This window comes from Trichococcus pasteurii (genome assembly GCF_900112935.1).
Lineage (GTDB): Bacteria > Bacillota > Bacilli > Lactobacillales > Aerococcaceae > Trichococcus > Trichococcus pasteurii.
Window position 1 is genome coordinate 111,320 of record NZ_FONM01000005.1, and the last position, 13,356, is coordinate 124,675.

At 50.9% G+C, this 13,356-nt stretch carries 13 protein-coding genes and 1 riboswitch; of the genes, 12 read left to right on the plus strand and 1 reads right to left on the minus strand.

From position 1 onward, the window contains the following. Positions 1 to 18: 18 nt before the first annotated feature. Positions 19 to 94, minus strand: a riboswitch (Fluoride riboswitch). A 258-nt stretch (positions 95 to 352) separates the two neighbouring features. From BM184_RS06570 to BM184_RS06615, 10 genes are all read left to right on the plus strand, one after another. Then, positions 353 to 1,120 carry a hypothetical protein gene (locus BM184_RS06570; RefSeq protein WP_086943138.1) on the plus strand — a complete coding sequence of 256 codons (768 nt, stop codon included), beginning with the start codon at positions 353 to 355 and terminating at the stop codon, positions 1,118 to 1,120. A gap of 2 nt (positions 1,121 to 1,122) precedes the next feature. Then, positions 1,123 to 1,587: a hypothetical protein gene (locus BM184_RS06575; RefSeq protein WP_143091118.1), complete on the plus strand. Its 465-nt coding sequence runs from the start codon at positions 1,123 to 1,125 to the stop codon at positions 1,585 to 1,587. Positions 1,588 to 1,907: 320 nt separating this feature from the next. Then, positions 1,908 to 2,573 (plus strand): SIMPL domain-containing protein, encoded by a 666-nt coding sequence (locus tag BM184_RS06580; protein ID WP_086943136.1) that lies wholly within the window; start codon positions 1,908 to 1,910, stop codon positions 2,571 to 2,573. A 222-nt stretch (positions 2,574 to 2,795) separates the two neighbouring features. Continuing rightward, a complete protein-coding gene (locus BM184_RS06585) occupies positions 2,796 to 4,247 on the plus strand; it encodes a UDP-N-acetylmuramoyl-L-alanyl-D-glutamate--2,6-diaminopimelate ligase (protein WP_086943135.1) in 1,452 nt (483 codons plus the stop codon). Positions 4,248 to 4,492: 245 nt separating this feature from the next. Beyond that, entirely contained in the window at positions 4,493 to 5,878 is a 1,386-nt protein-coding gene (gene purB, locus BM184_RS06590; RefSeq protein ID WP_086943134.1) for an adenylosuccinate lyase, read from the plus strand. Further along, the gene (locus tag BM184_RS06595) at positions 5,875 to 6,375 is read left to right on the plus strand and encodes a GNAT family N-acetyltransferase (protein WP_086943133.1); all 501 of its coding nucleotides are present in this window, start codon (positions 5,875 to 5,877) and stop codon (positions 6,373 to 6,375) included. The genes purB and BM184_RS06595 overlap by 4 nt, the downstream gene beginning before the upstream one ends. A gap of 241 nt (positions 6,376 to 6,616) precedes the next feature. Then, a complete protein-coding gene (locus tag BM184_RS06600; protein WP_177208571.1) occupies positions 6,617 to 7,702 on the plus strand; it encodes an Ldh family oxidoreductase in 1,086 nt (361 codons plus the stop codon). A gap of 46 nt (positions 7,703 to 7,748) precedes the next feature. Further along, positions 7,749 to 8,921 carry an amidohydrolase gene (locus BM184_RS06605; RefSeq protein WP_086943131.1) on the plus strand — a complete coding sequence of 391 codons (1,173 nt, stop codon included), beginning with the start codon at positions 7,749 to 7,751 and terminating at the stop codon, positions 8,919 to 8,921. Next, positions 8,909 to 10,270, plus strand: a complete 1,362-nt coding sequence (locus tag BM184_RS06610; protein ID WP_086943130.1) for an MmgE/PrpD family protein — start codon at positions 8,909 to 8,911, stop codon at positions 10,268 to 10,270. Before BM184_RS06605 ends, BM184_RS06610 begins: the two co-directional genes overlap by 13 nt. 228 nt (positions 10,271 to 10,498) lie before the next feature. Then, the gene (locus BM184_RS06615; RefSeq protein ID WP_086943129.1) at positions 10,499 to 10,708 is read left to right on the plus strand and encodes a YdbC family protein; all 210 of its coding nucleotides are present in this window, start codon (positions 10,499 to 10,501) and stop codon (positions 10,706 to 10,708) included. Between the two features lie 264 nt (positions 10,709 to 10,972). Here BM184_RS06615 and BM184_RS06620 read toward each other — a convergent pair whose 3' ends face one another. Continuing rightward, positions 10,973 to 12,178, minus strand: a complete 1,206-nt coding sequence (locus BM184_RS06620; RefSeq protein ID WP_086943128.1) for an MFS transporter — start codon at positions 12,176 to 12,178, stop codon at positions 10,973 to 10,975. Between the two features lie 189 nt (positions 12,179 to 12,367). Here BM184_RS06620 and BM184_RS06625 point away from each other — a divergent pair, with 189 nt between their 5' ends. Both BM184_RS06625 and BM184_RS06630 read left to right on the plus strand, forming a co-directional pair. Further along, a complete protein-coding gene (locus BM184_RS06625) occupies positions 12,368 to 12,916 on the plus strand; it encodes an O-acetyl-ADP-ribose deacetylase (protein ID WP_086943127.1) in 549 nt (182 codons plus the stop codon). 3 nt (positions 12,917 to 12,919) lie between these two features. Then, positions 12,920 to 13,303, plus strand: a complete 384-nt coding sequence (locus tag BM184_RS06630) for a zinc ribbon domain-containing protein (RefSeq protein WP_086943126.1) — start codon at positions 12,920 to 12,922, stop codon at positions 13,301 to 13,303. Positions 13,304 to 13,356: the final 53 nt, after the last annotated feature.

Sequence of the window (13,356 nt, forward strand, 5' to 3'; positions counted from 1 at the left end):
CTGATGACGGACTGCGCCTATTGCGCAGAAGTCATCAGCTTTGATAAGCGGTTTAAGCGATTGGCTAGGGGAGACATTCATTCCCTCATTTATAAATAAAATCATAGCATGTTTTCGGAGGGCAGACAAGGGGAAGCGGCCTCAGTTGCCTTGTTTTGGATCTATTTTTACAGCTAACGCTACTCTGATCAGACGAAAATTGTCAAAATTGCGATAATCTGCTAAAAATGATAGGATAAAAATAATCAAATTGCACAATTGAGGCTGACGACTAGTGTTTACGGACGTTCTGTCATTTCCCGACCGGCCGCTCCAATAAGGTTTTTCATCAGAAAAATAAGAGGTGATGCGTGTGAACGAAGTGAACAGAGAGAAGATTGTGAGCGAACTGAAAAGCATTCCAGGATTGAAAGGCATTGTGGCTTGCGGAGATGGATATAACATCACGGAATCGGCGATTTTGCTGTATTATGTCCCCGAAGAACTTTTCTTTCAGGAGCTGGATCAGACGATCAGCCGGGTGGATGATGCCGGTTTGCTGATCGAATACAGTTTAAGGGAAATCAGACTTGTGGATCTGGCCATCGCGGATTGCCTCGAGGGGAGGATAACAATCCAACACTCGAGCGGCCATCCTTTTGGCATCGTGAACAGCAGTTATGCGGCTGAAATCCATTATGGCCGAATTCTCTGGGAATCGACAAATCATCCGATTACGACGTTGAAAGAAAAGCTTGCAATGGAGGGACCCTATCCGGAAAAGCTGCGCCAAGCGACGATTGCATATTTCATGAGAGAGGCAGCACTGTCGCTCGGAAATGGCCATAGTGCCGCTATGCAGGGGGGGATCCATTACGCCAGCGGCAGTTTCTTCCAGGCTGCTTGTTCCTGGGTTCAGGTCATCCATGCATTGAACCAACAGTTTCTCCTGAGCGAGAAGGGCGGACTGAAGCGCGCGAACGAGTTGCCGATCAGCCCGAAACAATTCCGCGTGCGCGTGAACCAAGTTTACCGCTATTTCGCGGCAAACAATCCGAAGCTCGCCTATTGCGAAATCGATATGCTGGAAAATGAAATGAACGTGCTGGTAAGATCTTTTGCGGAAACTAGGGAGGGATGATTTTGAAGTTTTACGACGAGCAACAGAAAAAGATAAGGTATCAATTTGGCTACTACAGTATGCTGCTGATGGCAACGCTGCTTCTTGTTTATATCGCAATACCGGATGCTAGCCTTGGCGGGATTTCTTATCGAAACGCAATTATGATCATCATCATGATCACGGCTTTATTCTTTTTGGTGAACGTTGTCTATCGAAACGCCTTTTTTGACCTATATACGCGCCGGCCTTTTTGGAGCAACGCTTTCTTTTTAGCGATGGCCGGGCTGCAGGCGCAGCAGGCTTATCAGCTGTATCAACTGGGCATGGATCTCCCTGATCCGATCAATACGGTGGAATTTGTGATGATGCACGGTCTGAAGGTAGCCTTGCACCTTTCGATCCCTTTAACGTATGGTGTGCGTGCATTTGTCGATTGGCTCTCGGCAAAGGAACAGAATACGGAAGAAACCGGACAGTCGTCATGAACGACTGTTTTTTGTTTTGTATTGATGATCATATCAGCGGATAATCCGAAGACAGAACAGCCGAGATAAGTCTTATGTGTCGACTGATAGAGACAAACGGAATGCGGAACAGTCGAGAAAAGCCATTGATGTCGGCTGTTAGAGAGGAGCCGAATGTACAACAGCCGACAGCTATCCACAATCCCGCCATCATACGCAATCAAGCCACCGCCACCCAGAGTTCTTTCCGGTAATCGGTCCTTGATTTTTGCGAAACCGCTTTCTGCGTGCTAGTCTTAAAGCAAAAGCAAGTGAGCCATTCAAAAAGGGAGACGACCAACATGGGAATTTCAAGAATGACTGTCAAAGGCAAAGGTTTCGCCAGCGCACCACCTGATGCAATCGCCATTTCGCTGCAGTTGGAGGACATCAAGGACACGTACGAATTGGCGATGCAGCATGCCGCCTTGGCGCTGGAGCAAGTCCGGGAAACGTTGCTGCCGCTCGGATTCCCGAAAAAGGAGATCCGCTCCACACACTTTTCGATCGACAGCGCGTATGAGCACAGGAACGACTTCCGCGGCGAAAACAAGCGCTACTTCCTGGGCTACCGCTACAGTAATGACCTGAAGATCACCTTCGGAAATGATAGCAAGCGCCTTGGCGAAATCCTGTTGGCTTTGTCGACCTGCGAAGCGGATCCGGAATTTTCGGTCTATTTTTTCCTGAAGGATCGTCAGGCGGTCGAGCAAGCCTTGTTGGAGGATGCCGTGCGCGACGCCAAGGCGAAGGCGCAGATACTGGCAGCAGCGGGCGGCGTCATGCTCGGGAAAATCTTGTCGATCGATTACGATTGGGGCGAAATCGAAGTGCGCTCCCGCGTCTATGCGGCTTCATCGAAGATGGTCTATGATAGTGCTCCGATGATCGATCTTGAGCCGGAAGACATCAGCAACAGCGATACCGTTACGGTCGTCTGGGAAATCCTGAGTCCGCAAAAATCCTAAAGGGTATGTGTTTCGAAGTAGGGTAGGTATACTTGGAAAGCCGAAGATTATCATAATATTTTCAGCCTCAGTCAATGAATTCTGCAACATAACAGTACAGAAAATCATCATGATGGTTTATCCTATACAAAGCAATGCGGGTTTCTTACAAAAATTCATAAAAACTTCGCAATTGAAAAGTATACTGAAACCCGCTAGAAACATCATTAAAGGAGCAATTCGATGAAACTGAAACAAATGCTGTCTGATTATCAGCTGGGAGAGCAGCCGAAGTGGGATGGAGAGCAAATAATCACCGGCATTAGCGATAGTTCCAGGGACATCGCGGACGGAATGATATTTGTCGCCATCGCTGGATTTGAACAGGATGGGCATGATTATATCCCGCATGCAATCGAACAAGGGGCCGCTTTGATCGTCGGCGAACGTGATTGCCCAGAGGCATTACCGATTCCTTACCTAAAAGTCGCCAACAGCCGCCAGGCACTGGGACAGTTGGCGGATAAATTCTATCAGCATCCTTCCGGAAGGAAACACGTAATCGGCATAACCGGTACGAACGGGAAGACGACGACCGCTTTTTTCCTCAAGCATTTGCTGGAGCAGCAAGGGTTTAGCGTTTCCCTGATCGGCACCATCTACAACGAAATCAACGGTATCCAATATCCGACGCCGAACACGACACCGAATGCCGAAAAGGTGCACGAGTTGATTGCGGCGTCACAGGATGACTTTGTCGTCATCGAAGTCTCTTCGCATGGCCTGACGCAATACCGTCTGGAGGGCGTCGCATTCGACTACGCCTTGTTCATGAACCTGCAGCACGACCATTTGGATTACCACAAGACAATGGAGGCTTATTTCGAAGCCAAGGCTATGCTGTTCGACAAGCTGAAGCCGAATGGGAAAGCGGTCGTCAACACCGATGACATCTGGGGATTGAAACTGGCGCAGCGTCTCGTCGCCAAGGGGATAGCGGTCATCACCGTGGGTCATCAGGATGATGCTGTACTTTCGATCAAAAAGATGACGAATCAGGTGGTCACGTTGGCTGTTTCGGGTGAGACGTCGGCGTTGGATCCGCATATGCCCGGTGAACACAACCTTTACGACATCGCGATGGCGGGTGCGGTGATTCAGGATCTTAGCTATCCGTTGGCGGATGTGACGGAGCAGATGCGTTCGTTTGCGGGCGTGCCGGGCCGTTACGAGTTTGTCCATCTGAAGGATGGGGTCCACTGCATCATCGATTACGCGCATACGCCGGAAGCGGTCAGTTCGATTTTGACTTCGATGCGCAGGGACGGCGCGGAGCGGATCACGCATATTTTCGGCTTCCGCGGCGACCGGGATGCGTCGAAGCGGGATGAAATGATTGCGGCTTCGACTGGACAGAGTTCGCGCGTAATTTTGACGACTGACGATCTGAACGGCATTCCGGAAGAGATGATGAAGCAGGAATATGCAGCTTATCAGCATAAATTTGCTGGGATGCACAAAGTCGATGTCATGATGGACAGGACACTGGCCATACAAGCAGCAGTAAACGAGGCTCGGGAAGGGGATTGGATTTTGGTGACCGGTAAAGGCCATGAAAAATATAAGACCGCTTATGCATTGCCGACTTCCTCCGACAAAGAAACGGTGCTTTTTCTGAAAAGTTCAGAAAAATAGAATGATCCTAAAGCTGCAAGACACTGAAGAAAAGTGTTTTGCGGCTTTTTTTGTTTGGCCGGGGTGTTCGCTTTCTCCTATCAAACGTGTTCGGAAATGCGGGATATCCCAACTCACTATGAAATGATAAGCTAACATAAGCTATTTTCTGTTCATTTGAACGGGGACATAATGCCTGTGCCGCCTTATAAAAGGCATGCACAGCATCAGAATTGCGGGTATAAGTTGGGGGAGGAATCAGATAAATGGCATCACATGTGATAGATATGATCATGATGAGGAACAATTTCGGAACGGAAGCAATGCGTGGGGTTTGGTCGGAGGATAATCGGCTCCAGAAGCATCTGGATGTCGAAGCGGCGTTGGCGCTCGCGGAAGGGGAACTGGGCTTGATACCTCAGTCCGCCTCCGAGACGATCGCATCGAAAGCGAAGAGCGAATACATCAATCTGGAGGCGTTGGCGGCCAGCGGGGCGAAGTTGAAACACTCGTTGATGCCGACGATCAATGCCTTGCAGGAGTTGAGCGGGGCAGACGGCGAATATGTACATTTCGGCGCGACGACACAGGACATCGTGGATACGGGGACGATGCTGCAACTGAAGGAAGCGCACCAGATTTTCATCAGCGAACTGGAGGAAATCGCGCGTGAATTGGCCCGGCTTGCGGCTGAATATCGCACGACACCGATGGCTGGACGTTCGCACGGAATGCAGGGCTTGCCGACGACCTTCGGCTTCAAGATGGCGGTCGTGCTCAGTGAAGTTTTGCGTCATCTGGATCGTTTGAAGGAATCCGAGGAGCGGATTTTCGTGGGCGGCATCGCTGGAGCGGTCGGAACGTATGCTTCTTTCGGTGAGCAAGGTCCGGCTATCGAAGCCGCCGCATTGACGCGGTTGGGCCTGAACACACCGGACATCTGCTGGCAATCCTCACGCGATCGGATCGCGGAATATGCCAGCATCATCGGCCTCATCAGCGGAACGCTCGGAAAGGTCGGGAATGAATTCTACAACTTGATGCGGACCGAAATCGATGAAGTCGAAGAGCCGTTTTCGGCAGGCAAAATCGGCTCCTCAACGATGCCGCACAAACGCAATCCGGCGGCATTCGAAGGCATCGCCAGCCTGACGCGCCCGATTTTGGCGAATGTCTCGTTGATCCAGCAATCCACAATTGTCGAACATGAACGCGATGCGATGAGCTGGAGGGGCGAATGGATCGCTCTGCCGGAAATCTGCATCTACCTTTCATCGCAATTGACCACTACGAAGGCCGTCCTGAAAGGCTTGGTCGTGAAGCCGAAGCATATGCTGCGCAATCTGAACCTGCAGGGCGGCTTATTGCTGTCGGAACGGGTCATGTTCGTTTTGTCCGAACAATTGGGCAAACAGACGGCGCATCATCTTGTCTATGAACTGTCGATGGCGGCGGTCGAGGAGGAACGTTCCTTCCGCGACGTGCTTGTCGAAAACGAAACGGTCCGCCAGCATCTGACCGAAGATGATATCGATACTTTGCTTGATCCGGAAACGTATCTCGGCTCGGCTCCTCAAAAAGTCGACGAAGTGCTGAAACGATTCGAAGCAACCGGTTTGAACAGCAGCGCAAAAGGAGCGGATGCAGAATGACGCAGATTTTCCGTTTGGCGCAGGTAGCGGATGCGCCGGCATTGGCTGAACTGCTCCGGCAGGCTTACGTTTCCAACACAGAGCTGGGCATCCATTTTGCCGCCGCGCATGCGGACAATGAAGCCGCAAAAAAACACATAACCAACAATGTCTGCTACCTTTTGGAGGAGGAAGGGCAATTGTTGGGGACGGTCTCGCTGCGGATGCCTTGGGGACCGAATCCGGGCCCGGCAGGGTTGCCGCATATCGGCTGGCTGGCTGTTTCACCGACGGCAGGGAAAAAAGGAATCGGCAGCCTTTTGTTGGATTTCATCGAACAGGACATCGCCCGGGACAAATTGAAATGCCCGGCCGTCACTTTGGGCACGGCAGTCGAGCATCCATGGCTGCCGCAGCTGTATGAAAACAGAGGCTACGAAAAATTTGCGGAGACCGATCTCGGTTTGGGGCACATCACCGCTTATTTCAAAAAAAGATTGATAAAATCATTTAGTTGAACCCGTGCGAGTTATATTGCACTTTTTTGTAGTGTGACCATCAAGGGAACCCTTTTCTGTGATTGTGTGGTGGTGATTGAACCATGTCGGATTGGGGTTCTTTTTGTACATCCGGAAAGTTATTTTCGGAGCAATGGGGAGTGCTGCTGCAGCGATGTTTGCAATAGTTCATTTTGGATTTCATGAATCATTCGGGTGAACATAAATCATTATTTGGGTTCATTATCAGGAGGCGATGGCGATGGCGGATTGCAGATTGGACAGTGAAAAACTAGCAGAATTTTGTATAGAAATCTTTGGGAAATTGGGTATATCAGACGTTGAAGCAAGAACAATTGCTGATAATCTTATTGAGGCACAATTAAGAGGCATACAGTCCCATGGTATAGCGAAGGTGATAAATTATGCCGATTATATCGAAAAGGGCATATTCAATACAAAACCTGATATAAAAATATTAAGAGAGAGTCATGCAACGATTGCCATAGATGGTGATCATGGAATGGGTGCTGTACTTGGGAAATTTGCCATGGAAAAATGCATTGAGAAGGCAAAGATATCAGGTATAGCTTCGGCTACAGTTTCAAAAGGAAGTCATTTTGGGATTGCGGGATTTTATTCAATGCTGGCTTTAAAAGAGAACATGATTGGAATTGCATTATGCAATAGCGGAAATGTAATGACAATATACGGAGGGACTTCAAGGGTGCTTGGGACAAATCCAATAAGTATAGCGGTTCCTGCCAATGAAAAGTATCCGATTGTTTTTGATGCAGCAACAAGTGAAGCGGCTTTTAACAAAATTCGCATTGCAGATATCGAAGGGAGAGATATACCAAAGGGTTGGGCGATTGACAAAAATGGTGAGGCTACTGTAAATGCTAAGGAAGCATTATCAGGAGCTGTGATTCCTTTTGGAGGATACAAAGGATCCGGCTTGGCTGTTATGGTGAATATCTTAACAACTGTCCTAAGTGGTGCTTTTCTTGATGCCCATGGTGATGAAACAAAAAAAGGTGAGACTTCGAAAAGTGTAGGTTTTTATTTCAGTGCCATCGACATTGAAAAATTCCAAGATGTTGCTATATTTAAAGCATCAATTGATTTGATGGTGGATGAACTGAAAGCTTCCGGTCGTAATGAAGATGGTGAGAATATCTTTATGCCTGGAGAATTAGAATACTTGCGCAAGGAAGAAAATTTAAGATTTGGAGTAGAAATAGGCGGCGGTGTATTGGACAATCTGAAAAAGTTGCAGAAAAAATACGCATTAAAAAACAGAATTGAAGACTGCATCATCCGAGTCGACACCCCTACCTGCGGATAGAACATTCTCAATACCGCCATTGAAACATGAAAAGGAGATTGGAAACATGACTGAAACGCAAACACAAACGGAGAAACATATCGAAACGGGACTATACGAAAAATTGGTCGCTTATCGGCGCGAACTGCATGCGCATCCGGAACTGTCCCGAAAGGAATTTGCGACTACGGAGCGCATCCGCCACTGGCTATCAGAAGAAGGGATCACTGTCCTGGATTATCCGTTGGAGACCGGCCTGATTGCGGAGGTAGTGGGTGCACTGCCGGGCCCGACCATCGCTTTGCGTGCGGATATCGATGCTTTGCCGGTGAAGGAAGCTACCGGTTTGCCTTTCGTTTCCGAAACGGAAGGGCTCATGCATGCTTGCGGCCATGATTATCATACGGCTTCCATGATCGGGGCAGCGCTCCTGTTGCAAGCGAAAAGGGCACAATTGAAAGGAACCGTCCGTTTCATTTTCCAACCCGCCGAAGAGATTGCGCAGGGCGCGAAGTGGGTCGAAGAGGCCGGTGCTCTGGAGGGCGTTTCCGCCATCTTCGGGATGCACAACAAACCGGATCTTCCGGTCGGCACGATCGGAATCCGTGAAGGCGGACTGATGGCCAGCGCGGATCGCTTCGAACTGGAAATCCACGGAGTCGGCGGCCATGCCGGCATTCCCGACTCGACCATCGATCCGATCGTCATCGCAAGCCAGATCATCACCGGCCTGCAGACGATCATCAGCCGCAATACGAGTCCGTTCCACAACGCTGTCATCAGCATCACGCAGATCCACGGTGGCAATTCATGGAACGTCATCCCCGAGAAAGTCTACATGGAAGGCACCGTCCGCGCTTTCCAAAAGGAAGACCGCGAGAAAATCCCGGCCTTGATGCGCCGGACAGCCGAAGGGATCGCAGCCGCGTTCGGCGCTATAGCCGATTTCCGTTGGCACCCTTACGTTGCCATCGTGGATAACGATGCCCGATTCAAGGCGATCATGGAAGAAACGGCTGCCGAACAAGGCTACCTTTTCTTGGAGCCGAAACCGGTCGCCGGCGGGGAGGATTTCGCGCATTACCAGACGCTCATCCCCGGCTTCTTCGTGTTCATGGGCGTCGAAGGTACGCGCGAATGGCACCATCCCGAGTTCAATCTCAAAGAGGAAGCCTTGGCGGTCGCCGCTGATTACTTCTCGGCTTTGGCGATCAAGGTGCTGGATCGATGGGAAGACTGACGGTATTCACTGAAACAATGGCTGAGGAAGTTTTGAAGTCAACTCCGACAGACAATCAAGCTGCTTTGCGGGAAGCAAAAAGGGGCATCCTTGATTTTCTGGCCAGTGCATTTGCTGGCCGGGAGGATGCCGGGATAGCCAAGCTTTTGCATGCCATCGAAGAAGAAGGGGGTAACCCCATTACACCTTTGATAGCTCAAGGTAAAATGGCGAACCGGCGCCAAGCGGCTCTCGTGAACGGGTTCATGGGCCATGCGCTGGATTACGACGACGTCCATTCCGACGTCCGCGGCCATCCCAGCTCGGTTATTTTGCCTGTGCTCTTTGCTTTGGCTTCCGGTCGGGAAATCTCCGGTAAAAGTTTTTTGGATGCGTACATCATCGGTGTCGAAGTGATGGCCCGGCTTGGCCAAGCGATCGGAACGGGCAGCTATCTGAAGGGATGGCACAACACCTCATTGCTCGGGGGTGTTGCCGCTACTTTCGCAGGTGCGCGGCTGCTTGGATTCACGGTTGCTCAAATGCGGAACGCTGTCGGAATCGCCGTCAGTCAGGCTAGCGGACTGCGGGTGCAGTTCGGCACGGAAATGAAGCCGTTGCATGCCGGACTAGCGGCACAGCAAGCGGTCCAGTCCATCGAGTGGACCCAGCAGGATTTCCATGGTACTGAAATGGCGCTTGATTCAGCAATCGGGTTTCTGCATGTCTATGCCGGAAAAGAAGCGGATGAAGCCGTCCGGGCGGCCTTGACCGAAGGCTGGGGTAAGTCGTGGCGGATAGCCGAGCCCGGTCTCTGGTTCAAACGCAATCCGTTCTGCTCCGCTGCCTCCCATGGCGCGGATGCCGCGTTGGCATTGGCGCAACTGAACTTGGATGCCGAAGCTATCGAAAAGATAGACATCGTATTTCCGCCTGGCGGAGATGCGGCTCTAATCCACAAACGCCCGAAGACCGGTGAACAGGGCCGTTTCAGCATCGAGTATGTTGTCGCTTTGGCATTGCTGGGACAGCCGTTTACGCTCGGAAATTTCGGATCCGCCGCTGTTTCGGCAGATGCCGAAAAGCTGATGAGGAAAATGTTCCGCAGCAATGATGCAGATCATAAGCCGGACCCGCAGGCCATCCCGAAAGGGCGTTTTACGATCGTCCGCATTGCGCTGGCTGATGGTTCCGTCCACAGCCGCGAAGTGTGCGTGCCGAAGGGATCTCCGCAAGCTCCCTTGTCGGATGCGGAACTGGAAAGCAAATGGCGCGAATCAGCGCCGGATCTGGAAGTAGCTGAGCGGATCCTGCAGGCAATCCGCGGTCTGGAGAATAGCAGCTTGCGTGAGTTGGAGGAATTGCTTTGATGCATGCAAAAGGGAGCCCGGAACATACTGCTGTTCGGAGCTCCTCTTTTTGCATGCTGGTGAAGATTTTTTGCTTTCCAGCTTCGGCCTTTCCAAAAAACGAATCTTTCAAAAGTCAGCGGATATTTTAAATGAACCATCGTTTAGGTTATAATAAGGGGGCAAGCTGCCGATCCGAAAGGCATTCAGGCAGCGAACCCAAATTCCCAGAAAGAAAGGATCATCCCTATGGCAGACATCACCTTTGAAATCGTCGAAGAACTCGGCGTCCTGTCCACATCCGCAAAAGGTTGGACGAAAGAATTGAACCTGGTCAGCTGGAACGGCAGACCGCCTAAATACGACATCCGCGAATGGAGCCCGGGCCACGAAAAGATGGGCAAAGGACTGACCTTCAGCGAAGAAGAGATGGCCGCACTCGCCACACTCCTGAAATAACCAGAAAGGCTGCATCAAAGCCAGAATGTGCAATTCTGGCTTTGATGCAGCCTCTTCGTTTTTGGAATGGGAACGAATGAACGCGCAAGAATAACCCGCCAAAACCTTATTGGCGGGCAAAATCAGTTTGAATCCTATTCAGTTTCCCCGCCAAAATAGGCATGGCGGGGAAAAATAACCGTGGATACCACGAGATTCCCCGTCAAAAACCACCTTGGCGGGGAATTCCATTACTAATCCGAAGACTTAGAATGCAACGTTGTGTTAAGCATGGCTTGTGCCATTGTGTTTCCCGCGCTTATAGAAAAGAAACATCAAAAAGGCCGAAAGCAGGGCCGTTAAGGAACCAAAATAGAAAGGCACCTGATTATTGAACGTGTCATAGAGCCAGCCGCCGATCAGGCTGGCCGGCAGCAGCGTCATCCCCAAGAGTGCGTTGTAGAGGCCCAGCCCAGTGCCTTTCTTTTCCTTGCCGATGATATCGGATACCAGAGCTTTCTGGATGCCGTCCGTCGCGGCGCTGTAAAGTCCGTAGAAGGCGAACAGGATGACAATTTCGAAGGGCGTCGCAGCCTTTCCGAAGCCGAAATAAATCAGCGAAAACACCAGATAGCCGCCGATGATGATCCGCTTGCGGCCGATTTTGTCGGACAGTTTCCCGAGCGGAACGGCAAAGGCGACCGAAACCGCGTTGAACACCAGATACATGATCGGGATGAAGGCATCGCGGACGCCGACGTCACTCGCCTTGATCAAAAGCAAGGCATCCGTCGAATTCCCCAACGTGAAAAGAAAGACGATGAGCAGGAACAGATAGAAATCCTTAGGGAAATCACGGAAAGCCAGTTTGCCGAGCCGCTCCGATTTGGCGCGCTTGGCTTCCTTCACAAAAAAGATGATCGACAATAGCCCCAACAATCCGGGGATGGCCGCAAACAGGAAGACACGCCGGTAATCGCCGGGAAAAGCTGCCAATACGGCAAAGGCAATCAGCGGCCCGACAATGGCCCCGCTGTTGTCCATCGCCTTATGGAAACCGAAATTCAGGCCGGCGTTGTTGTTTTCCTCCGAAGAACCTGCCACAAGACTGTCTCGGGGAGCGGTGCGGATGCCTTTGCCGACGCGTTCAACAAAACGGATCGCCAGAACCTGCAGCGGTGTCGTCACGAATGCGAACAACGGGGAAAGGAGCGCGGTGATGCCGTAGCCGATGACCATGAAAGGCTTGTTTCGGCCGATTTTGTCGCTCCACCAGCCGGAGAGTGATTTCAGGACGGAGGCGGTGCTTTCGGCAATCCCTTCGATCAAGGAAATCTCCGTTTTCGAAGCGCCCATTGTCGTCAGGAACAACGGCAGGATGCTGTACACCATTTTAGTCGTCGTATCCGTCAGGAAACTGGTCAAGCCGACAAAGAAAATATTGCTTTCGACGCCGAGGATCCGCTTTTTCTTTTTCTGATTATTCGCCATCCCGAAAACCTTCTTTCCGCTTATTTCTTCAACTCCATTTAATTCCTTTTCCGGCCAAAAGTCTAGCAGAGCGACCGCGCACGCACACCCATCCCGCGCGGTACGGACAAATGGATAATCAGCCGGAATTTTGGTAAAGTGTACTTGTTGAAATGTCCGGACTGAACAGGTCTTTAGGGAGGAATCGGAATGGAAAAGTTGCAGTTCAATCAAACCATTTTGCGCTTGAGAAAAGGCGATATCACCCGTTGCGAAGTTGATGCCATCGTCAATGCCGCCAATGAGAGCCTGCTTGGCGGAGGAGGAGTCGACGGCGCTATCCATCGTGCCGCCGGGCCGGAACTGTTGGCTGCCTGCCGACTGTTGAACGGGTGCCGTACCGGCGAGGCGAAACTCACGCCAGGCTTCCGACTCAAAGCCGCTTATGTCATCCACACGGTCGGTCCAGTCTGGATGGGCGGAACGCACGGAGAAGCTGATTTGCTGTCTTCCTGTTACCAAAAATCATTGGAACTGGCTGACGCCAACAGAATCCGGACACTTGCCTTTCCGGCGATCAGCACCGGCATTTACGGTTATCCGCTGGACCAGGCGACAACCATCGCTGTCGGAACCGTCCGGAAATATCTGGAAAATCATCCGCAAACAATCTTAAAAGAAATAACGTTTGTCTGCTTCGATGATGCGACAGTGCATGTATATGAGCAGGCATTCGAAGAATCGGAAAGGGGGAATTGATTGATGTTTTTGTTTTTTGACGTATTGCCGTTCCGCAAGCAACTTGAATACAACCAGACGATCACGTGCAGCAGATGCGGCCACTTTGGGCGCTACGAGGTTTATCTCGTGGGTAATCGTTTCCGCCTGTTTTTCATCCCGATCATCACATTCGGGAAAAAGTATCTCGTCCGCACAACCTGTTGCGATACTTGGTACCTGCTTGATCCTGATGTAGGCAAAGCGATCGAACGGAAAGAATCTGTATCGATCCGGGACAGCGATCTGCAGATGTATCAGACGGGTGAACCGCTTGAAAGCAGATGCCCCAGTTGCGGGGCATCCTATCCTCAAGGCGCGCATTTTTGCCCGAATTGCGGAGCGAAAGTGGACGAACAGGAACGCTGACAGAATGCCGACGAAATAAATGAAAGACAATTAACTGAAAGCGTTGCAAATTG